Genomic DNA, 26779 nt, shown 5'->3' with positions numbered 1-26779 from the left:
GGGCCCTCACACATGAACGACCTTAACGCTATACTTGCCCCCGGCATGTTCGTGACCCATCCCGACCACCCCGAGTGGGGCACCGGGCAGGTTCAGTCCAATGCTGCCGGCAAGATCACCGTGAATTTCCCCGATCAGGGTAAGGTGGTGTTCAACGGCGCTCAGGCGGCCCTTATTCCAGTCTTTGATCCGTCATAAGCGTTGATGAACGGTTAACGCCTGTTCACCAATTTGAACGAAACTTGCACATGCCGTGCCTTATAGGCTAGCTGCACGCAAGGCAAACCATTGTTGAGCAAGGTCATGGGCGGCAGTTCTCCTGCGTTTCAGGTCAAACTGGCACAGACATCGGCGGATTTACGCGCGGCGCAGGCGCTTCGGTACGACGTCTTTGTCAGCGAACTGGGCGGTGGTGGTGCTTTGGTGGACCATGATGCCGGTTTGGAGCGGGATCATTTTGATGCGTTTTGTGACCACCTGTTGCTCTGGGATCTGGAGCGCGATGAGGTGGTGGGTGCCTATCGTCTGCTGCAGAGCGATCAGGCCCTGCGGGCGGGGCAATTTTATTCCGAGGGCGAATATGATCTCTCCAAACTGACAGCATCGGGTCGTAAGCTGTTGGAACTGGGGCGATCCTGCCTGCATCCGGATTACCGCGGTGGCACCGCCATGTTCCATCTGTGGTCCGCTCTGGCAGACTATGTGGCGGCACATGAGATTGAGATCCTGTTTGGTGTTGCCAGCTTTCACGGGACCGATACCGCGCCGCTGGCCAATGCGCTGTCGATGCTCCATCACAATCATCTGGCGCCTGAGGCGTTGCGCCCCGTCGCGCGGGAGTATCAGTCGATGGAGCTGATCGCAGTAGATGATTTGGACCGCCGTCAGGCGATGCTGGACACCCCAGCCCTGATCAAAGCCTATCTGCGCCTTGGGGGCTGCGTCGGAGATGGTGCGTTTGTTGATCATGCGTTCAACACAACGGATGTCTGCCTCGTGCTTGACACCGCGCGGATGAATGCGCGGCAAAAACGGATTTATGGCGCGGGGCGGAGCACCACATGAGCACCTGGAAGGGTGGAGAGGCCGCCGCTCCGATTGAGATCACTACCATGGGGTGGGTGCGGGTGGCCGCACGTGGATTGGCGCTGGGGATGTTGGTTTTTGGCGGGTTGCTGATCCTGCTGTTGGCTCGTCTGGTCGAACGTCCTCTCTGCGGCTTGAACCGGCCGGTCACGCCCTTCATCACGCAATGGGTTTGCCGCAATGCATTCCGCGTCCTCGGCATGAGATTTCGCACCAAGGGCGCCTTGATGACGGATCGAGGTGCAGTGGTGGCAAACCACACATCATGGCTGGACATCTTCGCCCTGAATGCGCGTAAGCGGATCTATTTTGTCTCCAAGGCGGAGGTCGCTGGCTGGCCTGGTATCGGCTGGCTGGCGCGCGCAACCGGCACCGTCTTTATCAAACGAGATGCAAGGCAGGCGCAAAAACAGACGGCTTTGTTTCAAAAACGACTGCTTCTGGGGCATAAGCTGTTGTTCTTCCCGGAGGGTACATCGACGGACGGTTTGCGGGTCTTGCCGTTCAAAACCACGCTTTTCGCGGCGTTTTTCCATCCAGAACTGCGCGATCATATTTCGATCCAGCCGGTGTCCGTCGTGTTTCTTCCGCCCAAAGGTGAAGAGCCACGTTTCTACGGTTGGTGGGGAGATATGGAATTTGGGCCGCATCTGCTAAAAACCCTTGCGGCGCGGCGTCAGGGCGAGGTTGTACTGCGCTATCATGAACCGCTTCGGGTGTCCGACTATCCCGATCGCAAGGCATTGGCTGCCGCCTGCGAGGCGCAGGTCAGGGCGGGACATACTATGCTGCGGTCGGGTGGCGTGCCCGCAAACGGACAGGATACCGCTGCGACCTAGGCGGTGCATGGATCCTCGTGCGGACTTTTGCTCTTGCGCATTCCACAGGGCTGGCATATACGCGCGCCATTCAATCCGCAGGTGGGGATTGGCCTGACCGGGGGAGACATCCCCGGCAGACCGCCGGTTGGAGCATCCGCTCTGAGACCCCCGCCGAGGCACGAAACCGGAAAAGGAAAAGATACATGGCTCTTCCCGAGTTCTCCATGCGTCAGCTGCTTGAGGCAGGCGTACACTTTGGTCACCAAACCCAGCGCTGGAACCCGCGCATGTCGCCGTTCATCTACGGCTCGCGCAATGGCATCCACATTCTGGACCTGACCCAGACCGTTCCCATGCTCGACGCAGCTCTGAATGCTGTTCGTGACACTGTCGCAAAAGGCGGCCGCGTTCTGTTCGTCGGCACCAAGCGTCAGGCGGCTCAGCCGATCGCAGATGCAGCTGAGAAATCCGCTCAGTACTTCATGAACCACCGCTGGCTCGGCGGCACGCTGACCAACTGGAAAACCGTTTCCCAGTCGATCAACCGTCTGAAGGAAATCGACGAGAAAATGGCGTCCGGCGCCGAAGGCCTGACCAAGAAAGAGCGTCTGGGCATGGAGCGTGACCAGCTGAAACTGGAAGCGTCGCTCGGCGGTATCCGTGAAATGGGTGGCGTTCCTGACCTGCTGTTCGTTATCGACGTGAAAAAAGAAGCACTGGCCATCGCTGAAGCCAACAAACTGGGTATTCCGGTTGTGGCCATCGTCGACACCAACTGCTCGCCCGATGGTGTGGATTACATCATCCCCGGCAACGACGACGCAGCCCGCGCAATTGCGCTCTACTGTGATCTGGTTGCGCGCGCAGCTCTGGACGGCATGTCCGCTCAGCTGGGTGCGGCAGGCGTTGACCTCGGCGCACTGGAAGACGCACCGGTTGAAGAAGCCGTTGCTGAAGAAGCTGCTGCCGAAGCCTGATCCGTCCCGTCACGGAACTGACATGAGGGGCAGGGTATCACCTGCCCCAAATCCGTTTTTGAATTGAGGAGAGCCTAAGATGGCAATTACTGCATCCATGGTTAAGGAACTGCGCGACAGCACCGGCGCAGGCATGATGGACGCCAAGAAGGCGTTGACCGAAACCAATGGCGACATGGAAGCCGCCGTTGACTGGCTGCGCACCAAGGGTCTGGCCAAAGCGGCCAAGAAATCCGGCCGTACCGCTGCAGAAGGCCTGGTCGCCGTGGTCGTCGAAGGCAACAAAGGTGTTGCTGTCGAAGTGAACTCGGAAACCGACTTTGTTGGTAAAAACGCTGAATTCCAGGAAATGGTCTCCGGCATCGCCAAGACGGCTCTGAACGTTGCTGATGTTGACGCACTGCTCGCGGCTGACATGGGCGGCAAGACCGTTGCTGACACGTTGACCGACAAAATCGCCACCATTGGCGAGAACATGAACGTCCGCCGTATGGCGTCGCTCGAAGGTGACACCGTTGTGTCCTACGTGCACAACGCTGCGACCGCTGGCATGGGCAAAATCGGTGTTCTGGTTGCCATGAACGGTGGTGACGAAACGATTGGCAAACAGGTTGCGATGCACATCGCCGCTGTGAACCCCGCCGCGCTGAGCGAAGCTGAGCTGGACGCCTCGGTTGTCGAGAAAGAAAAGCAGGTCCAGATGGACATCGCCCGCGAATCCGGCAAGCCGGAGCAGGTGATTGAGAAGATGATCGTCGGCCGGATGAAGAAATTCGTCGCTGAAGCAACCCTGTTGAACCAGCAGTTTGTTGTGAACCCTGACCTGACCGTTGAAGAAGCGGCCAAGGAAGCAGGCGCGACCATCACTGGTTTTGTTCGTCTGGAAGTGGGCGAAGGCATTGAAGTCGAAAAAGAAGACTTCGCCGCTGAGGTTGCCAAGGCCGCACAGGGCTAATCCTGTCCGAGCTTTGCTCTTGTGAATAATGGAAAGGCCGATGAAGTTGTCGCTTCATCGGCTTTTTCGTTTGCGAAAGCGCAGGCAAGTCGTCGGTTTCCGATTAAGGGGAGGGGCTGCACAGCCCGCTATATCTGGCCTGTAACATCCTGATACGTATCTGAAGTTGAGAGTGTTGAGGGGCGCTGCTGTCGTTGCAGTGCCCCTCAGAATATCCCGGCGCTGGCGCGGAACAATACACGCAGCAACCGGACAGGTTAGAGAGCCTTGAAATCCCAAGGGTCATGCCCTGCGCCGTCCCAGGCCAAAGCCCCACTCACGGAACAGTAGAACTCTGCATGTAATTCACGCATTCTGGAAGTAGTGAATTCCATACCCAATTATGAAGACTAAGTTAATGGCCTTGCTAAATTATGTCATAAACAATCCATGGAATGTATATTTGGACTTTATCAATTTTCCATAACGTACATCTGGTTGTGAAGGGCGGCTTTGAGGACCGCATGAGCTGTTGTTTCGACGGCGAGGGCCTCGCGTGCGAGGCGCAGGTGCTTTTCTACGGTTGCGGGCGTCAGCCCCATCAGCAACGCGATGTCCTGGGTGGTTTTGCCGTCGCCAACCCATTGTAGTGCTTCACGCTGACGTTTCGTCAGACTGCGGTTCGGTGGATTGTAGGGCATGGTCAGGATTTTCAGATGCGCGACATTGTTCATCAATATGATGTCATGTCCGTCTTTCGCCCAGATTTCATCAACGTCATCCTGGCTCAGATCTTCCTCAGCTGCGAGTGAAATGGCTCCCTTAAAGCGCTGAGAGGTTGAATAGAAACTTACCGTATAGCCAGCGCGCACGCCCATAGCCTTGTTAAAATCTATAACTTTCTGCGCTTGAGGTGCCAACGTCTGCTGTTCCAGCTGCTCCTGCACCATTCGCCAGCTGCCGGCTCCTTCGTTATTTAATGCCCATTGCAGCATGGGGGCGTCGAAATAGAGCCCGGAATTGACGAACCCCTGCACGTATTCCGTGCAGTGATTGGAGAGAATGACGAAATCTTCCGGATCGCCCAGCGATGTTTTGGTTTTGTGGCGCGTATAGCCGTAGATCAGCCTGTCAAACCGATAGGTTTTCATCTGTTTGACATGTTCCAGCCACAGCTCCTCAAGTGTCCGTGCGCCGCACAGAAAATTGAGATAGGCCCGAAGTTTCATCCTGCGCTGTCTTTATTCAGGTGGGCGCGCAGCGCGTCCAGTGCCATAATATAACCCTGAGCGCCAAACCCGCAGATCTGCCCCAAGGCCGCGCGTGACAGATAGGAGCGGTGGCGAAAATCTTCACGCGCATGAATATTGGATAGGTGGACCTCAACAACAGGCAGCTCGATAGAGAAAATTGCATCCATCAGCGCGATAGAGGTGTGTGTGTAGGCCCCTGCATTGAGGACTACACCGCCGTAAACGCCCCGCGCGCCGTGCAACGCGTCTAGCAGCGCTCCTTCGTGGTTCGATTGTTCGCACCTCACGGTGAGATCAATAGACTGCCCGTGTTCGATACAACGCTGTTCGATCATGGCGAGTGTCTCGCGGCCATAGACCTCCGGTTGACGGGTTCCAAGGAGGTTGAGATTGGGTCCGTTCAAAACCAGGATGTTGTGCATATTGATATCCACTTGCTCTTAATGATGCCCTGGCTTTGCGGGCCGCCATGGTACCGGCTCTAACAGGAACTGACGGACGGGTTGGCAGCGTTGCCTCAGATTGATCAGCAGGCTGCTGGTCTACAGCGACTGGCGGCAGCATCCATAACTAGCGGTTAGGTTCCTGTAATTGGCTCATATTCATATATCTTTCAGAATGATATGCAAGCCAGCTATCGCTAACGTTGCATGGGTTTTCCTGTGTCACTCAGGCGTGTTTGTTAGGATGATCTTTCCCAGCACATTACGGTTTTGCATCTCCATCAGGGCCGCTGGCGCTTGGTCCATCGGATATGACGCATGAACACGTGGCCGGATCTTGCCACTGCCATAAAGCTCGAACAGCTCTCCCACATTGCGCAGGTGCTGCGCTGGATTCCGTTGTACAGCTGCGCCCCAAAAGACACCAACGATCTGGCACCCTTTCAGCAACGGCAGATTCATTGGGATTTTCGGGATGCCTGCCGCAAAGCCGACAACAAGATAACGCCCCTGCCAACCCATGGCACGAAGCGCTGGTTCCGCATAGGAACCACCCACCGCGTCATAGACCACATCTACACCCGCTTTCCCCGCCAGAGCTTTGATATTTTTCCCAAAACTAATCTGATCTTCCTGATCCGGCGCATGGCCGTAGATCACTGTGGCATCTGCACCAATCTCCTGACAAAACGCAGCCTTTTCGGCGGAGGACACAGCGGCAATAACGCGGGCGCCGGCAGCTTTGGCAAGCTCTACCGCAGCAGATCCAACGCCACCGGCGGCGCCGAGGACCAGCACGGTTTCGCCCGATTGCAGATTGGCACGGTCCTTTAGGGCATGATGAGAGGTGCCATAGGTGAAAACGAACCCGGCGGCGTCCAGATAGGGCATCTGATCTGGAATGCGGATCGCGCTGGTGGATGGGATCGCAATATGAGTGGCGAAGCCGCCATAACCGGTCAGTGCCAGCACCCGATCTCCGATCTTGTGGCCCTGAACCTCATGACCAAGCGCGATGATCTCCCCCGCGATCTCTCCACCTGGCGCGAACGGACGGGGTGGTTTGATCTGGTATAGATCCTGGATCATCAGCGTATCCGGGTAGTTCACGCTGGCGGCATGGATTTTGACCAACACCTCCTGCGAGCCGGGTTCGGGGCACTCCTGCGCACTCCACTGCAAGGTTTCGGGGCCGCCCGGGGCGGTTGAAAGCATGGCGTGCATAACTGAGTGTCCTGTCATGATGCCCCAATGGGCGCGTTGTGACGTCAAGTCTTCTGTGCGGATCTTACGTTGTCAATGAAATTGCGAAATGCAATTCTGCTCTGCGATAGATCTGTTTTCCGACCGGGAAGCGGCGTGAAATATGCTGGATAAAGGATTGGAAATGAAAGAGACTCGCCTCACATTGGGTGGGCAGCCTATGCCTGATGCCCTGCAGAGACTGCGCCTGCCGATGATCGGTGCGCCGCTGTTTATCATATCGGTACCAGAGCTGGTCATTGCGCAATGCAAGGCCGGCATCGTTGGATCTTTTCCCGCATTGAACGCGCGTGAGGCAGAGGGAGAGCCACCGCTGCTGGAGGTCTGGCTACAGCAGATCACCGAGGAATTGGACAGGCACAACCAAGACAACCCGGAGCGTCCTGCGGCACCGTTTGCGGTAAACCAGATCGTCCATCGCTCCAACACGCGGTTGGAGCGGGATCTTGAGATCTGTCACCGCTGGAAGGTGCCGCTCTGGATCACGTCACTCGGGGCGCGGCCCGAGGTGAATGAGGCCGCCCATGGTTGCGGTGGCGTTGTGCTGCATGATGTGATCAACAACCGTTTTGCCCGGAAGGCGATTGAAAAAGGCGCCGATGGTCTGATCGCGGTCGCTGCCGGGGCGGGTGGCCATGCGGGTCAGCAATCTCCGCTTGCACTGATCAGCGAAATTCGCAGCTGGTTTAAGGGGCCGCTTGCGCTTTCCGGCGCGATTGCCAATGGTCCGTCACTTCTTGCGGCGCGGGCGTTGGGGGCTGATTTCGGTTATGTGGGCTCCCCGTTTATCGCCACGGAAGAGGCGAATGCACAGCAGGGCTACAAGCAGATGATTGTCGATAGTGCTGCGGATGACATTGTCTATTCATCCTTGTTTACAGGGGTTTCTGGGAACTATCTGCGCGGATCAATCCAGAACGCAGGACTTGATCCTGACAATTTGGAGAGTGCGGACGCAAGCGCGATGAATTTTGCTGGCGGCTCTTCCAAGCCCAAGGCATGGAAGGAAATCTGGGGTTCCGGTCAGGGCATTGGCGCCATCAGGGATGTGCGCCCGGCGGGTGCGCTGGTAGATGAGATTGCCGCAGATTATGATGCTGCCGGGCGACGGTTGGCTGCTGAGTTCACGTTGGCTGGGGCGCGCTGATGGCATCGCAGACATCCCCCGGAACCCCAGATGACAGCGGTATGGCGGATCCTCTAGCGCTCAATCTGGGAGCTGTTCAGCGGTACATGCAAGGGCGTCTGCCCGGGTTCGACACGGAGATCACCGCCCGGAAGTTTCAGAACGGCCAGTCAAACCCGACTTATCTCCTACAGACTGAGGCGGGCGCCTATGTTCTGCGACGCAAGCCGCCGGGCATTCTGCTGAAATCAGCCCATGCGGTGGAACGCGAGTTTCGCGTGCAGATGGCGTTACAGGAAACCGGGGTTCCGGTCGCGAAGATGCATCATCTCTGCGAGGATGATACCGTGATCGGATCACCATTTTATGTTATGGAACATGTGGTTGGGAGAAACTTCTCAGATCCGACATTACCCGGTCTTGCCGCGAGTGATCGCGCTGCGGTGATGGATGAGATGAGCCGTGTTCTGGCGGCGCTGCACGATGTGGATGCCGCCACCGCGGGGCTGGCCGACTACGGGCCCGAGGGCAACTATTTCGAGCGCCAGCACGGTCGCTGGAGCAAGCAATACCGCGCCAGCGAGGTTGAAACCAATGCAGAGATGGATGAGCTGATCGCGGCATTGGGCGCACAGATGCCCGCAGAGGACGGTCAGCGCGGGTTGGTGCATGGTGACTACCGCATCGACAATATGATCTACGCAGCCGAGGGGACAAACTGTCGGGCGGTTCTGGATTGGGAGCTGTCCACCATCGGCCACCCCTATGCAGACCTTGCTGGGGTGATCATGCAATGGCAGATGCCACCCGGGCGTGAGGGGCGTGGGTTGGCCGGTGTCAACCGGCGCGATCTTGGCCTCCCGTCAGATCAGGAATTTATCGCAAGCTATTGTCAACGCAGAAATTTGTCGGGCGTGGAAAACTTCGGCTATTACCTCTCTTTCAGCTTCTTCCGGATGGCGGCAATCCTTCAGGGGGTGCGCAAAAGAGGGCTTGATGGCAACGCCTCAAACCCCGAACATGCGGCGCGCCTTGGCGCGTTTGTGCCGGACTTCGCGCGCGCCGGGCTCGCGGCCTTGTCCCGGAGTTTCGACTGAACTTCATCTGAGACGGAACCTGATATGGACAGTGACAACACAGCGTCAGCGGATGGCGAAAAAGATCGAAATTTTGTCACCGCCCTGGCGCGGGGCCTCGATGTGCTGCGCGCGTTTCGCCGCAATGAGCTGGAGCTGACCAACACCGATCTGGCTGAACGCACGGGACTGCCAAAACCGACCGTTTCACGGCTGACCTATACGCTGTGCCAGCTTGGGTATCTTGTTCAGGACGGGCAGTCCGGCAATTACCGTTTGGGGGCAGGGGTGTTGCGTCTGGGCTATGGCGTCTTGGCCGGGATGGATATCAGCGACCGCGCGTCACAGATCCTCCGGGATCTGCGAAATGGCGAAAACTCATATATCACCAGTGCCTTGGGAGAGGCACATCATGCGGATGTTATCTATATTGCGGTGCATCGCTCTCGCGAGGACGTCTCGCTGGCGGCGCATGTTGGGATGCGGTTGCCGCTGTTTTACTCGGCCGTGGGTCGCGCGATCCTTGCCGGTATGTCACCGGACCAACGGGCCGAAAGCTTGCGGATTGCGGATGCGCTTGATCCTGCTGACAGCCTCTCACGTCAGGACAGTCTGGGCCGGGCGCAGGACGAATATGCTGCCCGTGGATTCTGTACCGGCTACGGAGATTGGCGGCCGGATGTGAACGGGATCGCGGTTCCGGTGGTGTCGCTGAACGGGATGCGCGTTTATGGGCTGAACGTTGGTGGCCCGTCCTTCCATGTGAGCCCGGATGTGCTGGAGACGGTTTATGCGGATCAGCTGATGTCTGCTGCAGAAACCCTGAGCATGCGACCGTAGCGGTAACGCTTTGCCAAAGCTGCGATGTTAGGTGTCATGCGTGGTTCTACGTAGGTCAAAATACTCGACCTTGATGGGCAAACCGCGCATGATAATCGAAACGGCTGGCAGCTGTGTCAGCGTCTAAGGGAAGACCACAGATGACTGAGAGTGATTGGCTGATCCGGCACGCACATGGCGACGGGGTTGTCGAAATCAAACTGGCGCGCGCACCGGTCAATGCGCTATCACCAGAGTTCCTCATGGATTTCGCGCATGTTATCAATGGGATAGGCGAAGATTCTACTGTGCGAGCGCTGCTGCTGACCAGCGCCTTTAAGGTGTTTTCCGCTGGCCTAGACCTGAAGGTGGCGCGGGACTTGGATCTGGCCGGTCAGCGCGCCGCGGTGCGGGGGCTGAACGAGGCCTTTCTAGGGCTCTATGCCTGCCCAAAACCGGTTGTCGCCGCTGTGAATGGCGCGGCAATTGCAGGTGGGCTGTTCTTTGTCCTTTGCAGTGATGTGCGGGTTGCCCAGGTGAAATCCAAGTTTGGTCTTGCAGAAGTGCAGGCCGGAGTTGATTTCCCGATTGCGCCGCTGGAGATCGCCCGCGCGACGCTGAACCCGAACATCCAGCGACGGCTGATGATGACGGGGCAAACCATCGGTCCCATCGCGGCGCGGAACTTCAATATTGTGGATATCATTGCGGATGATGCAGAAGATCTGCTGGGCTATGCGCTGAAAGAAGCGCGCGCGCTGGCAGAGCTGCCATCCGGGACCTATGCAGCGATCAAACAGCAACTGCGCGGTGAAACAATAGCAAAGATCAGGTCCGCAATGGACGCAGAGACTGAGGATCAGCCTTGGTTCACTGAAGAGACCGTCCCGGCGATGACAAGGATCATCGGCTAAACTGCCAGATCACCGACAACAGGAGCCTCCATGGACGCTGCGCGCCTTGAGCACATCAGGACATGGCAACACCGCTATGTGGATCAACGCAAATATGCCGGCAGTTCGCTGCTGATCAATCGCAACGGTGAGGAGCACTATTTTCACGCTGCGGGCCAGCGAAACATTGCGGAAAACCTGCCGTTCACCCGTGATACCGTGACGCGCATCTACTCAATGACCAAGCCGGTGACCTCGCTGGCTTTGATGATGTTGTTGGAACGTGGCCTGTTGCACCTGGACATGCCTGTTTCTGAATTTCTTCCTGAATTCAACGGTATGCGATGCCTTATTAATGGTGCAGCCGATATTGCGCAGACCAGACCCTGTCGGCCGCCAACCCTGCATGAACTGCTGACCCATACCAGTGGGCTGAGCTATCCGTTCAATCCCGGCATTTTGCCTGAAGATATGTCGAAGACGGATTTGATGTTTAAGCCCAGCCAAGGCCCGCTTGCGGCACAGGTGCTGGAGCTGGCAGCGCTGCCGCTTGCCTTTGAACCCGGTCAGCGGTGGGAATACTCCGTTGGTATCGATGTGATTGGCCGAGTAATTGAAGTCGTGACCGGAGAGAGTCTTGGCACCATGCTGAAGCGGGAGATCTTTGATCCTCTGGGCATGGACAGAACCGGATTTCGCAGTTTGGAAACAACCGGCAACTTATTGGCATCGCTCTATTCTCCGCTGAGCGGTGACGCGATGGCGCTGAATGATGCGCAACAGGGCGCTGACAGCCTGCGTCTGATTGACTCGTACGACGACACCCCCTTCGACACCGCCGAGATGCACTCGGGCGGCGGCGGTCTTCTGAGCACGATTGACGATTATATGCGCTTTGCTGAGCTGATCCGGCTGCGGGGATCATTGGGTAAGGACCATTTGATCAGCCCGCAGATCGTTGATTTTATGTGCCAAAATCATCTGCCCGGTGACATTGCATCCATGGGACCGCAAAGTTTTGCGGAACAGCCGATGGACGGGATGGGGTTTGGCCTTGGCGGCGCGGTTGTTCTGGATCCCGCGCGGGCGAGATGTCCTGGATCCGTTGGCGATTTCAGCTGGGGGGGGATGGCCTCAACCTTCTTCTGGGTCGATCCGGTTCTGGATGTGAGTGTGGTCTTTTTTACTCAGCTTGCCCCATCCAGTTCTTATCCATCGCGGGCTGAGCTGAAGGCGCTGGTTCACGGCGCTGTAACTCGTTAAGGCTGCTGTCCAGCTAGACCATCAGGGCAGGGCGGTTGACCGCAGTGGCCCGCCTGATGCCACATCACCCGCCTGATGCCACATCAACAGGAATTGATAGATGCCTGACGCAGCTGAGATTTTGCTCAATTTACTTGATTTGGAAGAGCTTGATCGTAATCTCTATCGCGGGATTGGGTCTGGCGGTGAAACTCCGACACGGATCTACGGCGGCCAAGTGATTGCGCAGGCTTTGATGGCGGCATATTCCACAGTTGAGGACAGGCTGTGCCATTCGCTGCACGCCTATTTCATCCGCCCCGGTGATCCGTCAAAACCAGTGATCTACGCGGTTGATCCTGCGCGCGACGGCGGCAGTTTCACAACCCGGCGCGTGACAGCTTTGCAAAACGGCAAACAAATCCTCAATTTAGCGGCGTCCTTCCATATTGATGAACCGGGGTGGCAGCATCAACATGAGATCCCCGAGGTCCAAGCGCCAGACACATTGGTGTCTCGCGATGTTCTTCTACGCCAGCTTGCTCCGAAACTGGATGGTCGTTTGCGCGTCGAATTCACGCGAGAGCGTCCTTTCGAAATCCGAGATGTCGAGCCACGCGATCCGATAAATCCGGATGAATGTAGCGACATCAATCACATGTGGGTCAGAATGAAAGCGGCAAAAGGCGCTGCGCCGCAGCTGCAGCATGTGCTGATGGCCTATGTGTCCGACTATGGGCTATTGGGGTCAGCGCTGCGTCCGCACGGTCTGAGTTTTGTGAAAGGTCAGGCAATGACCGCCAGCCTTGATCATGCGATGTGGTTCCACGCGCCGGTGCAATTTGACAATTGGCATCTGTACACGATGGACTCGCCCTTCGCTGGTGGCGGGCGCGGGTTCAACCGTGGCTCAATCTTCACACAGGACGGCCAGCTGGTTGCAAGTGTTGCACAGGAAGGGCTGATGCGCCCGATCTCCAAGCCCTGACACACTCTGTAGCAGCACCGAAAGCTCTGTAGTCATTCAGTCAGCTTTTGGAAGCTCGAATTTGTCGCGCAGCCTCTGCATGCCAGTGATCCAGCGGTCATAGTCTGCAGCCTTGGCCTGAATATACCCTTCGACTTTCGCATGAGGCAGAACAAGAAATCGATTGCTTTCAATCGCTTCAATGCAGCTATTGGCAACATCCTCGGCCGAGATCATGCCGTCCACCGCCGCGGCGCTGTGCTCCATACCTTCGGTCATGGCGGTTTTCACCGCCTGCGGGCAGGCCACGGATACGCCGATCCCTTGATCGCCATGGGTAATCGCAAGCCACTCAGAAAACCCGACAGCGGCGTGTTTGCTCACCCCATAGCTCGCAGCCCCAATCTGGTTCAACAGTCCAGCCGCCGAGGCGATGTTGAGAAAGTAACCGCCACCGCGCTTGATCATTCGCGGTACCAGGTGACGCGCGGCCGAGACATGGGCCATCACGTTGATATCCCAGCTTTGCTGCCAGTCTGTGAGCGAGGTCTCAAGTCCGCCGATCCGAAGGATCCCAGCATTGGAGCAGAACACATCGATCGGTGCGATTTCATCCTCGATCACATCAATCATCTCAGCGATGGCGCGGTCCGATCCGACGTCCAAGGTATAGGCACGACCACCGGTTTCATCAGCAGTGCACTGCGCGCCCAGTCCGTCCAAATCCGCGCAGACGATATGTTTTGGACTATACCCAGCCATTGCGATCGCCAATGCACGCCCGATACCTGTTGCGGCACCGGTTATGACAATTGTTTTGCCTTGCAGATCCATGTGGGCCTCAACTGATGACGATGTATTTATGATACTGTTTCGGGTACAGGCTGGACCTGCAATAGTGACGCTACATCACAAATATTATACATAATACTGATTACAGGTAATTTTGCGTAAGGTAGATCCACCAAGCTAAATAAGCTCCTTTGCGCATTTACCTTTCATTTATTGAGGTTGATGTGTCTGGCAAAAACACCTCGGCGATCCTGCAGGAGTTCGCCTGCGCTTTGGGGAATTCGCATGATTTGGTTGGCTTCAGCTGCCGTAGTTTGCATCTGTGCAGCAGGGTTAACCTGTCATTTCGGCCATTTGATTGCACCTGGCTCGCGCTCTTTTGCAAACTAGCAGCTCAGCGGAAGATTCAGCGGTGAGCATGCGCCTTTTGCAGAACTCTCTGTATGGAACAGTCATTCTACTATCGGTGCTGCGCCGGATCATGTGGGCATTAACCATGTCGCTTTGCTTCGCCCTCTGCGCTCCAATGAATGCACGAATGTCCAGATTTACGCCCTTAACTATTTTCCGCCAAAGGGAACAGAAAACCTCGTCAGATCTACCTGTTTCTCTTTGCACCGCTGTGGGCGCGACTGCATTTTGCAAAAATGCAATTCAGATCTGCGTAAATGAGGAGGGCGTCAGGAGTGTTAACCCCCACATGGATTTACATCTCGGTTACGATCTTAACAAAAAATCGCACCGTTGTCTGGCAACAGTGCGATTTTTAATGGTTTTATTGATCAGTTGTTGGTCGGGTGCGCTTAGAAAAAGGCTTGCAGACCCGTCTGCGCGCGCCCGAGGATCAGTGCGTGAACATCATGAGTCCCCTCATAAGTGTTCACAGTTTCCAGGTTAACCATGTGCCGGATGACGCCGAACTCCAGGCTGATGCCGTTGCCGCCGTGCATATCGCGAGCATTACGCGCGATCTCCAGCGCCTTGCCGCAGTTGTTACGCTTCACGATGGAGATCATCTCCGGCGCGGCATTGGCGTCGTCCATCAGACGCCCCACGCGCAAGGAGGCCTGTAGGCCGAGCGTGATTTCGGTCTGCATATTGGCGAGCTTCAGCTGGAACAACTGGGTGTTGGCTAGGGGGCGACCAAATTGTTTGCGATCGAGGCCATATTGGCGAGCGGCATGCCAGCAGGCTTCTGCGGCGCCCATCGCGCCCCAGCTGATGCCATAGCGCGCGCGGTTCAGGCAGCCGAACGGGCCTTTCAAACCTTCCACATGGGGCAGCAGCGCGTCATCGCCGACCTCAACGCCGTCCATGACGATCTCACCGGTGATGGAGGCGCGTAGCGAAGCCTTATTGGCGATTTTGGGCGCAGACAGCCCCTTCATGCCTTTGTCGAGGATGAAACCGCGGATCTTGCCACCATGAGCTTCGGATTTGGCCCAGACGACAAACACATCTGCGATTGGCGCGTTGGAGATCCACATTTTCGACCCGGTCAATCGGTAGCCGCCTTCGGTCTTTTCCGCGCGGGTTTTCATGCCCGCCGGGTCGGATCCCGCATCGGGTTCGGTGAGGCCGAAACATCCGATCCACTCACCCGAGGAGAGTTTCGGCAGGTATTTTTGGCGCTGCTCTTCGCTGCCATATGCGTAAATGGGATACATGACGAGCGAGCTTTGCACCGACATCATCGAGCGGTAGCCGCTGTCGACGCGCTCGACCTCACGCGCAACCAGCCCATAGGACACATAGCCCGCGCCGAGACCGCCGTATTGTTCCGGAATGGTCGTCCCAAGGAGGCCCATCTCACCCATTTCACGGAAAATCTCTGGGTCTGTTTCTTCATTTTCGTAAGCAGTTAGAACGCGAGATTGAAGTTTTTCCTGGGCATAAGACCGTGCAGATGCCGCAATCATCCGCTCATCCTCAGTCAACTGATCATCCAACCGTAGCGGATCTTCCCAGTTGAACTGACCCAGATCCGGGGCATCCTTGGCGCGCAATGCAGGTTTATCGGTCATTTTTCGTCACCTTCTGATCTAAAACTTGCCGCCGACCTTAACCTTGCGGTAAGGAGATGGACAGCGACAGAACCACAAGAAAACATTACAATAGCTCATAGATGGCCACGCCCAGACGCTTTCTCCCCTCAATTGCGGCGCTGCGCGCGCTGGAAGCGCTGGACCGTTTGGGCAGCGCCTCAGCGGCGGCGGATGAGCTGGCGCTGACCCAAGGGGCTGTCAGCCGCCAATTGCAGGCACTCGAGCGCCAGTTGGGCGTGGATTTGGTTCGGCGGGATCAGAAACGGCTAACTCTCTCATCTGAGGCGCAGACCTATGCTGCTGACATCCGGCAGGCCTTGAACCAGATTGCACAATCGACGTTGCGTGTGCAGGCGGCGCCTTTGGCCGGAAGCCTCAATCTGGCCATTCTGCCGGCCTTTGGAATGCGCTGGCTGATGCCACGGCTGCCGGAATTTGCGCGATTGCATCCGGATGTGACGATCAATATGTCGACGCGACTTGAGCCGTTCAACTTCCTCAGCGAAGGGTTTGATGCTGCGATACATTTCGGCACCGCTGATTGGCCCGGGACGGCGGCACTTTTGCTGAAGCATGAGCAAATGTTGCCGGTTTGCGCACCAGATCTGTTGACGGGCCGAGAGATCACAACCGCGGCAGATATTGCCGCTCTGCCCCTGTTGCACATCCAGACCCGCCCGCGCGCCTGGGAGCAGTGGTTCGCGAGCCATGATATCAAAATGGCGGATGGATCATCCGGGACCATGTATGATCAGTTCGCAACCATCACGCAGGCGGCATTGCACGGGTTGGGGGTCGCCCTGATGCCGGACTATCTGGTGGAGCAGGACCTCGCCACCGGGCGTTTGGTGGCTTTGCACCCGACCGCGACGGAGAGCCCGGGCGCTTATTACCTTGTCTGGCCTGAGGCCCGCTCCAAGGACCCTGCCCTGATCAAGTTCCGCAGTTGGTTGGCGGGTCAGGCGCAGCCAGAAGATCCGCTGCCACGGTAGCTCTCAGGTGGTTGGATTTCGCTTTTCCAAAATTTCATAGCTTTATTAATGTGGTAGAGACCTACCCTAAAGCGTACCCTGCACCGCGAACTGTCCGCACAGGATCCGATCCGCCGTGTTGGGTCAGCGCCTTGCGCAAACGACCGATGTGGACGTCCACAGTGCGGGTGTCGACATAGATGTCCCGCCCCCAGACGCGGTCCAGCAGCTGCTCCCGGCTCCAGACTCGACCGGGTTTTTCCATAAAGGTCGACAGCAGGCGAAATTCGGTTGGCCCAAGCTTCAACGGCGCCTCGCCCCGGCTGACTTTATGGGTTTCAGCATCCAGGACGATGTCGTCGAATTCAAGCCGCACCCCAACGGTTGAGGGGCGCACGCGCCGCAGCTGGGTCCGCACACGGGCCATCAGCTCAATCACGGAATAGGGTTTGACCACATAGTCATCCGCACCGGTTTCCAGCCCGCGCACCTTGTCCACCTCCTCGGAGCGAGCCGAGAGCATGATGATCGGGATATTGCGGGTTTCGGTTCTGGTTTTTAGGCGGCGGCAGACTTCGATCCCGCTGAGGTTCGGCATCATCCAGTCCAAAACGATGATATCCGGCATGTCCTCTTCGACGATCAGCAGCGCTTCCTCACCATGTTCGGCGCGCAGCACGCGAAAGCCGTCGGCCTCCAGATTATAGGCCAGCACCTCGCGTTGGGCCAATTCGTCCTCGACCACCAAAACGGTGGGTTGGTCGGCAGCCATGGTCAGACCTCCTGCGGCACGGACGATGTGGTGTCGGCTTTCTGCCGGTCATCCTCGGGCTTGTCGCCGGTCACCAAGTAGACCACCTGTTCGGCAATGGAGGTCACATGATCGCCCATACGTTCGACGTTTTTGGCGATGAAATGCAGGTGCATACAGGGGGTGATATTGCGGGGATCTTCCATCATGAAGGTGAGGAATTCGCGGAACAGCGCGTTGTACATCTGATCGACATCACGGTCACGGGCGATCACATCCTGCGCAAGTTCCACGTCGCGCTGAATGTAGGAATCCAGCGCGTCCTTCAGCATCAGTTCCACTTCACGTGCCATGCGGCGCATGGCAGCCGCGCTCTCGGAGACATTCGGCCCTTGCGCCAGCACAGCCGTCCGCTTGGCGATATTCTTGGCGTAGTCGCCGATGCGTTCCAGATTGCCGGAGATCTTCATCACCGAGAGCACCAGCCTCAGGTCAACAGCAGCGGGCGCACGGATGGCGATGACGCGGGCGGCCTCTTCGTTGATCAGTTCTTCAAGGCCGTCGATGGCCTTGTCGCCCTGACGCACCTGCTGAGCCAGTTCCTCATCGCGGGTTTCCAGCGCGCGGGCGGCGTCCATGATGGCGGCCTCAACCAGACCGCCCATTTTCATGATCTGCGCCTGAATGGCTTCGAGGTCGCGGTCAAATGCGGATGCAATATGTTGTTCTACCATGGGTCTGTCCTCGATCAGCCGATACGGCCGGTGATATAGCTTTCGGTGCGCGGATCCTCAGGGTTGGTGAAGATCTGGCCGGTTGCGCCAAATTCCACCAGATTGCCAAGGTGGAAGAAGGCTGTTTTCTGGCTCACACGTGCGGCCTGCTGCATTGAGTGGGTGACGATCACCACCGAATAGCTGTTGCGCAGTTCGTCGATCAACTCTTCGATCTGGGCAGTGGCGATCGGGTCAAGTGCGGAACAGGGTTCATCCATCAACAGCACTTCTGGTTCGGTCGCGACGGCGCGGGCGATGCACAGGCGTTGTTGCTGACCACCCGATAGGCCAGTGCCGGGCGCATCAAGCCGATCCTTCACCTCATCCCAGATGGCGCCACGGCGCAGGGATTTCTCGACGATCTCATCCAGCTCCGCCTTATTGGCGGCAAGGCCGTGAATACGTGGGCCATAGGCGACATTGTCATAGATCGACTTGGGGAAAGGGTTGGGCTTCTGAAACACCATGCCCACCTTGGCGCGCAGCTGCACCGGGTCCACGCGGCTGTCATAGATGTCTTCCCCATCGATTGAGATATCCCCGGTCACCCGGCAGATATCAATCGTGTCATTCATCCGATTGAGACAGCGCAGAAACGTGGATTTGCCACAGCCCGACGGGCCGATGAAGGCGGTGACGGTATTGTCTTCGATCTCGACGTTGACGTCTTTGATCGCGTGGGACTCGCCGTAGTAGACATTCACATTCTTTGCGGCGATTTTGGTTTTCTGTGTTTGCACGTCTTTGTCCAATGCAGTCATCAGGTTCATATCGGCAGCCCTCTTACCAGCGGCGTTCAAAGCGGCGGCGCAGGATCACGGCCACTGTGTTCATGGTGACGAGGAAGATCAACAAGATGATGATACCGCCCCAGGCGCGTTCGTAAAATGCCGGATCGGCACGTTTGGCCCATTCGTAGATCTGTGCGGGCATGGCTGAGTTCGGTGCCAGGAGGCCATCAGCCAGGGTGTCCGGCGCGTTGGAGGCGATGAAGCCAACCATGCCGATCAGCAACAGCGGTGCGGTCTCCCCCAATGCCTGCGCCAGTCCGATGATGGTGCCGGTCAGGATGCCAGGCGCGGCCAGTGGCAGCACATGGTGAAACACCGCCTGCATCCGCGAGGCCCCGACCCCGAGTGCGGCATCGCGGATCGATGGCGGCACGGATTTGAGCGAGGCGCGGGTAGAGATGATCACTGTCGGCAGGGTCATCAGCGTCAGCACCAGCCCGCCCACCAGCGGCGCCGACATCGGTAGGTGCATGTAGTTGATGAACACCGCAAGGCCAAGGATACCAAACACGATGGAAGGGACTGCGGCGAGATTGGAGATATTCACCTCGATCACATCAGTGAGCCAGTTCTTCGGGGCAAATTCCTCGAGATAGATCGAGGCGGCAACACCGATGGGCAGCGCCAGCGCCAGTACCACCAGCATCATGAAGAGCGATCCCATCATCGAGACGCCCATGCCCGCAGCTTCCGGGCGCGCATCCGATGCATCGGCGCCGGTGATGAAGTCCAGGTTGAACGTCTTCGCCGCGACGCCCGCCGCAACCAGTGCATCCACCAGATCCAGCTGGTCAGGTGAGATGTTCTTGTCATTGGCGATACTGTCGCGAGTCACCCGGCCCTTCAGGTAGCCGTCTACCCGGCTGGAGGCGAGGAAGCGGAAGGTTACTGTCTCCCCAATCTGATCCGGGTTCTCCAGTACATAGGCCCGCAGCTGCGCGGCGGCGTTCTTTGACAGGATGCCTGCCATCGCCTTGGCCTTCAGATCTGTTTCGATCCCCAGCTCCGCAACCTTCGCCTGCACCGCGTTTTTGATCAGCGGCGCATAGCCGAATGTGGTCACCTTCTTGATCGCCTCAAGGTCGCGGGTGCCGGATTTGTCCAGCTTGCTTTCCAGAAGCTCCACTTCAAGCGTGATGAAGGTCTGCTGAAACGCACCGGTGCCCCGGCTCACAATGGTGAAGACCAGCACAGCGAGCATCAAAAGGCCAACCGTAATGGCGGCAATACCGTAGCCACGAAACCGGCGCTCGGCGGCATTGCGTTTGCGCGTGCGATCCGATTGTTGCAGCAGCGAACCTGCGTGCCGGGCGCCGGATCTGGCGGCGTTCGGACCCGGGGTGTTTTGGCTGATATCGGTCATTAGTCGTACTGCTCCCGGTATTTGCGCACGATATAAAGCGCCAGGACATTAAGCCCGAGGGTCAGGACAAACAGCGTCAGACCAAGGGCAAAGGCAACCAGCGTCTCGGGGCTGGCAAAGTCGGTGTCGCCGGTCAGCTGGCTGACGATCCGTGTGGTGATCGTTGTCATCGATTCCAGTGGATTGGCAGAGAATTTGGCAATGGCCCCTGCCCCCATCACCACAATCATCGTCTCACCAATGGCGCGCGAGGCGGCCAGCAGCACAGCGCCCACGATACCCGGCAGCGCTGCGGGCATCACCACCTGACGGATGGTTTCGGATTTGGTGGCTCCCAGTCCGAGTGAACCATCGCGCATCGACTGTGGCACCGCGTTGATGATGTCATCGGACAGCGATGACACAAAGGGGATCAGCATGATGCCCATCACCAGTCCAGCCGTCAGGACTGAGGTGGCGCCGCTCATCCATTCAACTCCCAAGACGCCGTCTTCACCCTGACCGAAGACTTTCACCAACAGCGGGCCAACCGTCAGCAGCGCAAAGAGACCGTAAACAATGGTCGGGATCCCGGCGAGGATTTCCAGGAGCGGTTTGGCAAAGGCGCGGGTTGTACCGCTGGCGTATTCAGAGAGGTAGATCGCGGCAAAAAGCCCGACTGGCACCGCAACCAGCAACGCGATGGCTGAGATATAGAGCGTCCCCCACAGCAGTGGCAGGATCGACAGATCGCTGTCCCCGCGGAAGTTCGGCGCCCATGTGGTGCCAAAGAAGAAATCGCTCCAGGCGTGCAGCCCGAAGAAGTTGATGCTTTCAAACAGCATCGAGAAGACGATGCCAACGGTGGTGAGGATCGCGAGACTGGCTGCCAGAATGAGCAGTGCCATGATCCCCTGTTCCACCACATTACGGGCGCGGAAATCCTTATGCGTGCGGCCATAAGCCCAGGCAAATCCAACCATCGCCAAGAGGCCGACAATCACCGACATGATGATCTGACCCTTGTTGGAAAGGCTGCGATAACTCTGCGCCGCGTTCAGCACCTCCGGGCGCACCTCGGAGCCAAGTGCAACGCCAATCTCGCCCAGACGGGCGCGAATATCGGTTTCACCACTGTCGAGGTTGCGGGCGTCTGCTGGGGAAAGAACCCCCTGCTCTACCGCCTGATCGAGCCCTTCGGCAAGACGGCGCACGTCGCTCATCACAAGGCCAAGCGTGGAGTTCTCCGGCACCAGCTCTGCCGGGATCATTGCAGAAACCCGGTTTTCAATGACCATCGGTTGGGCCAGCGACCAGATGGCGAGCACCGCCAATGACGGCACCAGCGCGCTGAAGGCCACGTTGTGACCGTAGTAAGCGGGCAGCGAGTGCAACGCCTTGGCGTTCCCTCCTGCCGAGGCAAGCGCGCGCTTGCGCCCCAGCACAAAGCCCAGCCCGGAGAGGGCAAGAAGGGCAATCACGAGCCAAACTGTCGGCATCAGCTACTCCGTTTGAGTGTGATCAGAGATCCGGTTCTGCAAGAGCCGACCATGCCGGATTGCAAAGGGGGTCTTGGGTGGTCATAAATTGGGCCGGGGCAATTTCATATGCCCCGGCCCGCAGTGTCATTTTGGCCGGGCGATCAGGAGTTGCCGCCGATGACCTCTTCTTCGGAGACCACAGCCTGGGTCTTGGTCAACTCGGGGTCGGCAACCAGACCGTATTCTGCCAGCGGGCCATCGGGGCCGGCCACTTCGTCTGCGACGAAGAATTCAGCATATTCTTTGAGGCCAGGGATCACGCCGATATGGGCTTTCTTCACATAGAAGAACAGCGGGCGCGATACCGGGTATTCACCTTCGGCGATGCTTTCGGTGGTGGGCACAACGCCGGACATGGTCGCAACCTGCAGCTTGTCGGTGTTGTTCTCGTAGAACGCCAGACCGAAGACGCCGATGCCGTCCTTGTTGCTCTCAATGCGGGCGAGGGTCTCGGTATAATCGCCGTCGATGTCGACAGATTTGCCGTCAGTGCGCAGGGAGATACAGGCTTTCTCTGCGGCTTTCTTCTTGGCTTTGTCGCTGTCGCCTTCGGCGTGTTCCAGCAGGTGCTCAAATGCGCCGGTGGCTTCGCAGCCTGCCAGGATCACCTTGTCTTCGAACACTTCGCGGGTGCCGTGCTTGGTACCGGGGATGAAGGCCTGGATATCTTGTGCCGGAAACGCGCTGTTCACATCGGCCCAGGTCTTGTTCGGGTTGGCAGCCATTTTGCCATCAACCAGGATTTCGTCGGACAGGGCCAGGAACCAGTCGGTCGGTGTGTATTCAAAGGCGTTGCCCTTGATGTCATTGGCGAACACGATGCCATCATAGCCGATCTGGACTTCGATGATGTCAGTCACGCCGTTTTCGGCGCAGGCTTTGATTTCCTTTTCCTTGATGCGGCGCGATGCGTTGGCGACGTCGATGGTGTTTTCACCCACACCTTCGCAGAACCGCTTAAGACCGGCAGAGGAGCCACCGGATTCAACGACCGGTGTCGGGAAGTCGAAGTTCTCGCCAAAGGCTTCGGCCACGATTGAGGCATAGGGCAGAACGGTCGAAGAACCGGCCACCTGAACCTGATCGCGCGCTGCCGCAGCAGTCGCAGAAACAGCCGAAATGGCCAGGGCGGAAGCGGTGAGTTTCACAAAGGACATCTGTGTCTCCTTGGGTGTCAATTTTCCGGATCATCCCGTGATGATCTTGCGCCCTCACCTAAGGGCGGCGCATGTGCCTTTTGTGACGGCTATGTAACAGCTGTATGACAAACCCGGTTGTTGCCCCGTTTTTTGTGACAAATCAGCTGGGCGGCGGCGTGTTTTCTTAACGTTTCGCGACAAACTTTGCAGCGCGCGCTCAGTTTGTTGTCACATACAGCTTGTCGTCACATACAGCGCGCCAAATCTCATCGGCGTATCAGCGCGGCAGGATCACGGTGAACACCGTGCCCGTCCCAGCAGCGCTTTCCACCCGCATCCGGCCACGATGGCGGTTGATGATATGTTTGACGATCGCCAGCCCCAGCCCTGTGCCGCCCTGCTCACGCGATCTGTGCGTATCGACGCGGTAGAACCGTTCCGTAAGCCGGGGCAGATGCACGGGATCAATCCCTGCGCCATTGTCGATCACCTCAACCCGGACGGCGGCGGCACGTACGGCGGGGTCGCGGTCGCGGGTTCTGAGCCGCAGCGTGACCTGATCGCCACCATATTTGATGGCATTCTCAACAAGATTGGTGAAGACCTGCTGCAGCTGATCCGGATCGCCGGTCACCAGCGTCGGCTCCTCCGGGATTTCCAGTGTGAGGTCTACATCCGCAGCCTCGGCCACCGGTTCCAGCGACTTCAGCGTAGAGGCCAGATGTGCGCCCAGATCCAGCTGCGCGCGCGGGCGCACACGCTCTTCGCTCTCGACCCGGTTCAGCGACAAGAGATCGCCGACCAAGCGGTTCATGCGATTGGCCTCATCCTGCATGATCTGCAGAAATCTGTCCCGTGCTGCGGCATCGTCACGTGCAGGGCCACGCAGCGTTTCGATGAACCCCATGAGGGCTGTCAGCGGCGTGCGCAACTCATGGCTGACGTTGGCGACAAAATCACGCCTCATCTGGCTGGCCTGCTCGCGTTCTGTGATATCGGTGAGGCTGATCAGCGCCGCCCCACCATTTACCGCGCCAATGCCGGGAATATAACGCAAGGCGACCTCAAATGTGGTGTCCTGTGCGCCGTCGTTGGACAGGTGACGCGCGGTTTTGGCGCTGCGTTCATAAAGACAGCGCTCAATCGCAGTCGCCACATTGGGCTGGCGCAGGATGGTGGCGAAATGACGCCCGACCAGATTATTGCCCAGCAGAGTGGTCGCCGCCGCATTTGCGGCGATGAACCTTTCGCTTTGATCAACCAGTACCGCTGGCAAGGGGATGGCCTCCATGAAACCGTCAATCAGATCCTGCGTCATTTGCCCCTCGCCTTGTTGCTGTGCCGGCCGTGTTACAAACCGATTGTAACTATGACGTGGCAGCCGCGACCGCTTCGGTGAAGACAGCGCAGAGTGTGTCCGGATCCTCAAGCCCGACCGAGATCCGGAAGAACCCTTCGCTCAACCCAAGTTTGGCGCGATCTTCCGCGCTGAGGGCACGGTGTGAGGAGGAAGCGGGATGTGACAGCGTGGTGCCCACATCCCCAAGTGTCGGGGCAAAGTTCAGCCCATCGGCCCCACGGGTGAAGGCATTGGCCGCAGCGCGCCCGCCTTCCAGCTCAAAGCTGACCATATTGCATCCTTTCCCGTCCAACAGCGCCATTGCGCGGTCGTGGTCGGGATGGTCCTTGCGGGTCGGGTAGATCACCCGCTTCACCCCGGGTAGTCCGGCCAGATGATCAGCCAGCATCACCGCGGTGGCCTGCGCGCGCTCAAACCGCAGCTCAAACGACAACATGCCGCGTTCTGCCAGCCAGCAATCAAACGGGCTGGGGGTCATCCCGGTGGTCACCACATAGATGCTGAGACGCGTGTTGATCTCAGGATCCTTGGCCACGACATAGCCCAGCATCACATCGGAATGCCCTGCCAAAAGCTTGGTAATGGAATGGATGACGATATCCGCGCCATGATCAAAGGGGCGAAAGCCCCGTGGCGTGGTGAAGGTGTTGTCGACCACCAACAGGATATCGCGATCCTTGCAGAGCTGCGCCAGCCCGTCGATATCGGCCACGGCCAGCGTCGGGTTTGAGACGGCCTCGACCAGGATCATCTTGGTTTCGGGGCGGATCGCGGCCTCAACTGCAGCCACATCGCCGGGATCGGCCAGCGTTGTTGCAATGCCCAGACGTGGCAGATCCTCGGCCATCAAGCGCATGGAGCGGCCATACAGTTGATTGCCACCAATCACGTGATCGCCGGTTTTCAGCAGCCCTAACAGTACAGCCGAAACCGCCGCCATGCCAGAGCCGGTCACGACCCCGCCGGGCATGCCTTCCATCGCATCAAGCCGCTTGGCAACCACGTCGGCATTTGGGTGCCCTTCGCGCGAGTAGGTGTAGCCATGCACCCGACCCTCATACTGGTCATCCAGCGCATCTGGCGTTTCGCTGGCATAGACAACCGAAGGGCTGAGCGGTGTCACCACTGGATGGCTCGCGCTGAAGGGCAAGGGATCTGGCCGCATCAGCGACCCTTTGGAATTTCTCACGTGTCAGACCTCTGTCAGTTCGTCGCGAAAACGACGCATGTTTTCTTGATAGTGTTCGGCGCTTTGGCGCAGGGATTGAACCAGCGCCTCATCCACATCACGCACGATTTTGCCGGGTGCGCCCATGACCAGAGAGTTATCTGGGATGTCTTTATTCTCTGTGATCAGAGCGCCCGCACCGATCAGGCAGTTCTTACCGATCTTGGCCCCGTTCAGCACCGTGGCCCCCATCCCGATCAGGGAGTTGTCGCCGATGGTGCAGCCATGCAGCATAACCTTGTGGCCGATGGTGCAATTCTCGCCAATGGTGAGCGGATAGCCTGCATCAATATGCATGACGCAGTTTTCCTGCACGTTTGAACCACGCCCGATGCGGATCTCCTCGTGATCCGCACGGATGGTGCTGCCGAACCAGACCGAAGCCCCCTCCTCCAGCACCACAAGGCCGATGAGATTGGCATCCGGCGCAACCCATGTATCGGCGTGGAGTTCAGGGGTTTTGTCACCAAGGGCATAAAGGGTCATGACAGCTCCTCAAATTCGCTTTGCAGACCGCGCACATGATCCACCAGATGGGGCTGCTGGATGCGGCGCAGACGGGTCGCGGTGATGATGGTCTTCAGCTGCAGTTCGGTGGCATCCAGATCATCATTGATCAGCACATGATCATAGCTGCCCCAGTGGCTGATCTCATCCCAGCTTTTCTCCATTCGGCGGGTGATCGTCGCGGCATCATCCTGTGCGCGGGTCTCCAGTCGGCGGCGCAACTCTCCGATCGAGGGCGGCAGAAGGAAGATCGACAGCGTGTGCTGACCCAGGTCTGAGTTGCGGATCTGCTGTGCGCCCTGCCAGTCGATATCGAATAGCACGTCGCGCCCGCCATCAATCGCCGCCTTCACCGGCCCTTTGGGGGAGCCATAGAAATTGCCGAAGACATGGGCGTGTTCCAGCATATTGCCTTCACTCACGGCGGTCTTGAAGGCGTCAGTGGTGATGAAATGGTAATCCTGCCCATCCGTCTCGCCGGGGCGCGGGTTGCGCGTGGTGGCAGAGACGGAAAATTCAATGCTGGGATCCCAGGACCGCAACCGTTTCGCCAATGTGGATTTCCCGGCCCCAGAGGGCGAAGAAAGGATAATCAACAGGCCGCGCCGATCTGCCATGGCATGCTCTCCTTATATT

27 protein-coding genes are annotated in these 26779 nt (G+C 57.9%); 12 read left to right on the top strand and 15 right to left on the bottom strand.

Annotation, left to right across the window (positions count from 1 at the left end):
- Positions 1 to 12 precede the first annotated feature (12 nt).
- From GAL_RS09000 to tsf, 5 genes are all read left to right on the top strand, one after another.
- Positions 13 to 198 carry a DUF3553 domain-containing protein gene (locus GAL_RS09000; protein WP_024097275.1) on the top strand — a complete coding sequence of 62 codons (186 nt, stop codon included), beginning with the start codon at positions 13 to 15 and terminating at the stop codon, positions 196 to 198.
- Positions 199 to 303: 105 nt separating this feature from the next.
- Positions 304 to 1065: a GNAT family N-acetyltransferase gene (locus tag GAL_RS08995; RefSeq protein WP_024097274.1), complete on the top strand. Its 762-nt coding sequence runs from the start codon at positions 304 to 306 to the stop codon at positions 1063 to 1065.
- Positions 1062 to 1925, top strand: coding sequence for a lysophospholipid acyltransferase family protein (locus GAL_RS08990; RefSeq protein WP_024097273.1), 864 nt, complete (start codon positions 1062 to 1064; stop codon positions 1923 to 1925). The genes GAL_RS08995 and GAL_RS08990 overlap by 4 nt, the downstream gene beginning before the upstream one ends.
- Before the next feature lie 185 nt (positions 1926 to 2110).
- Positions 2111 to 2884, top strand: coding sequence for a 30S ribosomal protein S2 (rpsB, locus tag GAL_RS08985; RefSeq protein WP_024097272.1), 774 nt, complete (start codon positions 2111 to 2113; stop codon positions 2882 to 2884).
- Between the two features lie 79 nt (positions 2885 to 2963).
- On the top strand, positions 2964 to 3839 hold the full coding sequence (tsf, locus tag GAL_RS08980; RefSeq protein ID WP_024097271.1) for a translation elongation factor Ts: 876 nt from the start codon (positions 2964 to 2966) through the stop codon (positions 3837 to 3839).
- Positions 3840 to 4291: 452 nt separating this feature from the next.
- Here the strand turns inward: tsf and GAL_RS08975 are convergent, their stop codons facing one another.
- The 3 genes from GAL_RS08975 to GAL_RS08965 all read right to left on the bottom strand — a co-directional run bounded on the left by GAL_RS08975 (position 4292) and on the right by GAL_RS08965 (position 6738).
- Complete coding sequence (locus GAL_RS08975) at positions 4292 to 5047, bottom strand: LuxR family transcriptional regulator (protein ID WP_024097270.1); 756 nt, start codon at positions 5045 to 5047, stop codon at positions 4292 to 4294.
- Positions 5044 to 5493 carry a type II 3-dehydroquinate dehydratase gene (gene aroQ, locus GAL_RS08970; RefSeq protein ID WP_024097269.1) on the bottom strand — a complete coding sequence of 150 codons (450 nt, stop codon included), beginning with the start codon at positions 5491 to 5493 and terminating at the stop codon, positions 5044 to 5046. The genes GAL_RS08975 and aroQ overlap by 4 nt, the downstream gene beginning before the upstream one ends.
- Before the next feature lie 243 nt (positions 5494 to 5736).
- Positions 5737 to 6738 carry an NADPH:quinone oxidoreductase family protein gene (locus GAL_RS08965; protein WP_024097268.1) on the bottom strand — a complete coding sequence of 334 codons (1002 nt, stop codon included), beginning with the start codon at positions 6736 to 6738 and terminating at the stop codon, positions 5737 to 5739.
- A 163-nt stretch (positions 6739 to 6901) separates the two neighbouring features.
- On the opposite strand from GAL_RS08965, the gene GAL_RS08960 reads away from it, so the two are divergent.
- The 6 genes from GAL_RS08960 to GAL_RS08935 all read left to right on the top strand — a co-directional run bounded on the left by GAL_RS08960 (position 6902) and on the right by GAL_RS08935 (position 12921).
- Entirely contained in the window at positions 6902 to 7924 is a 1023-nt protein-coding gene (locus GAL_RS08960) for an NAD(P)H-dependent flavin oxidoreductase (protein ID WP_024097267.1), read from the top strand.
- Positions 7924 to 9000, top strand: a complete 1077-nt coding sequence (locus GAL_RS08955; RefSeq protein WP_024097266.1) for a phosphotransferase family protein — start codon at positions 7924 to 7926, stop codon at positions 8998 to 9000. The genes GAL_RS08960 and GAL_RS08955 overlap by 1 nt, the downstream gene beginning before the upstream one ends.
- Positions 9001 to 9024: 24 nt before the next feature.
- Positions 9025 to 9819: an IclR family transcriptional regulator gene (locus tag GAL_RS08950; RefSeq protein ID WP_024097265.1), complete on the top strand. Its 795-nt coding sequence runs from the start codon at positions 9025 to 9027 to the stop codon at positions 9817 to 9819.
- A gap of 140 nt (positions 9820 to 9959) precedes the next feature.
- The gene (locus tag GAL_RS08945; RefSeq protein ID WP_024097264.1) at positions 9960 to 10712 is read left to right on the top strand and encodes an enoyl-CoA hydratase/isomerase family protein; all 753 of its coding nucleotides are present in this window, start codon (positions 9960 to 9962) and stop codon (positions 10710 to 10712) included.
- A 30-nt stretch (positions 10713 to 10742) separates the two neighbouring features.
- Positions 10743 to 11954, top strand: a complete 1212-nt coding sequence (locus GAL_RS08940; RefSeq protein ID WP_024097263.1) for a serine hydrolase domain-containing protein — start codon at positions 10743 to 10745, stop codon at positions 11952 to 11954.
- Between the two features lie 100 nt (positions 11955 to 12054).
- Positions 12055 to 12921, top strand: a complete 867-nt coding sequence (locus GAL_RS08935) for an acyl-CoA thioesterase (RefSeq protein ID WP_024097262.1) — start codon at positions 12055 to 12057, stop codon at positions 12919 to 12921.
- Between the two features lie 36 nt (positions 12922 to 12957).
- Here the strand turns inward: GAL_RS08935 and GAL_RS08930 are convergent, their stop codons facing one another.
- The gene (locus GAL_RS08930) at positions 12958 to 13734 is read right to left on the bottom strand and encodes an SDR family NAD(P)-dependent oxidoreductase (RefSeq protein ID WP_024097261.1); all 777 of its coding nucleotides are present in this window, start codon (positions 13732 to 13734) and stop codon (positions 12958 to 12960) included.
- Between the two features lie 761 nt (positions 13735 to 14495).
- Positions 14496 to 15716 (bottom strand): acyl-CoA dehydrogenase, encoded by a 1221-nt coding sequence (locus GAL_RS08925; protein ID WP_024097260.1) that lies wholly within the window; start codon positions 15714 to 15716, stop codon positions 14496 to 14498.
- A 101-nt stretch (positions 15717 to 15817) separates the two neighbouring features.
- On the opposite strand from GAL_RS08925, the gene GAL_RS08920 reads away from it, so the two are divergent.
- The gene (locus tag GAL_RS08920; RefSeq protein WP_024097259.1) at positions 15818 to 16729 is read left to right on the top strand and encodes a LysR substrate-binding domain-containing protein; all 912 of its coding nucleotides are present in this window, start codon (positions 15818 to 15820) and stop codon (positions 16727 to 16729) included.
- A gap of 61 nt (positions 16730 to 16790) precedes the next feature.
- Here the strand turns inward: GAL_RS08920 and phoB are convergent, their stop codons facing one another.
- The 10 genes from phoB to gmk all read right to left on the bottom strand — a co-directional run bounded on the left by phoB (position 16791) and on the right by gmk (position 26760).
- Positions 16791 to 17480 (bottom strand): phosphate regulon transcriptional regulator PhoB, encoded by a 690-nt coding sequence (gene phoB / locus GAL_RS08915; protein WP_024097258.1) that lies wholly within the window; start codon positions 17478 to 17480, stop codon positions 16791 to 16793.
- A gap of 2 nt (positions 17481 to 17482) precedes the next feature.
- Positions 17483 to 18193 carry a phosphate signaling complex protein PhoU gene (gene phoU, locus GAL_RS08910; protein WP_014874683.1) on the bottom strand — a complete coding sequence of 237 codons (711 nt, stop codon included), beginning with the start codon at positions 18191 to 18193 and terminating at the stop codon, positions 17483 to 17485.
- A gap of 14 nt (positions 18194 to 18207) precedes the next feature.
- Positions 18208 to 19005: a phosphate ABC transporter ATP-binding protein PstB gene (gene pstB / locus GAL_RS08905; protein WP_024097257.1), complete on the bottom strand. Its 798-nt coding sequence runs from the start codon at positions 19003 to 19005 to the stop codon at positions 18208 to 18210.
- A 13-nt stretch (positions 19006 to 19018) separates the two neighbouring features.
- Positions 19019 to 20389, bottom strand: a complete 1371-nt coding sequence (gene pstA, locus GAL_RS08900; protein ID WP_024097256.1) for a phosphate ABC transporter permease PstA — start codon at positions 20387 to 20389, stop codon at positions 19019 to 19021.
- A complete protein-coding gene (pstC, locus tag GAL_RS08895) occupies positions 20389 to 21867 on the bottom strand; it encodes a phosphate ABC transporter permease subunit PstC (protein ID WP_024097255.1) in 1479 nt (492 codons plus the stop codon). The genes pstA and pstC overlap by 1 nt, the downstream gene beginning before the upstream one ends.
- Positions 21868 to 22010: 143 nt before the next feature.
- Positions 22011 to 23066, bottom strand: a complete 1056-nt coding sequence (locus tag GAL_RS08890) for a substrate-binding domain-containing protein (RefSeq protein ID WP_024097254.1) — start codon at positions 23064 to 23066, stop codon at positions 22011 to 22013.
- Between the two features lie 259 nt (positions 23067 to 23325).
- Complete coding sequence (locus GAL_RS08885; RefSeq protein ID WP_024097253.1) at positions 23326 to 24366, bottom strand: sensor histidine kinase; 1041 nt, start codon at positions 24364 to 24366, stop codon at positions 23326 to 23328.
- Positions 24367 to 24415: 49 nt separating this feature from the next.
- Positions 24416 to 25573 carry a trans-sulfuration enzyme family protein gene (locus GAL_RS08880; protein ID WP_040104028.1) on the bottom strand — a complete coding sequence of 386 codons (1158 nt, stop codon included), beginning with the start codon at positions 25571 to 25573 and terminating at the stop codon, positions 24416 to 24418.
- Positions 25574 to 25600: 27 nt separating this feature from the next.
- Positions 25601 to 26122 carry a gamma carbonic anhydrase family protein gene (locus GAL_RS08875; RefSeq protein WP_024097251.1) on the bottom strand — a complete coding sequence of 174 codons (522 nt, stop codon included), beginning with the start codon at positions 26120 to 26122 and terminating at the stop codon, positions 25601 to 25603.
- Positions 26119 to 26760 (bottom strand): guanylate kinase, encoded by a 642-nt coding sequence (gene gmk / locus GAL_RS08870; RefSeq protein ID WP_024097250.1) that lies wholly within the window; start codon positions 26758 to 26760, stop codon positions 26119 to 26121. Before gmk ends, GAL_RS08875 begins: the two co-directional genes overlap by 4 nt.
- Positions 26761 to 26779: the final 19 nt, after the last annotated feature.

This window comes from Phaeobacter gallaeciensis DSM 26640 (assembly GCF_000511385.1).
In the GTDB taxonomy this organism is placed as follows: Bacteria; Pseudomonadota; Alphaproteobacteria; order Rhodobacterales; family Rhodobacteraceae; genus Phaeobacter; species Phaeobacter gallaeciensis.
The sequence above is the reverse complement of the archived record's forward strand: the minus strand, read 5'-3'. Positions and strand labels throughout refer to the sequence as shown.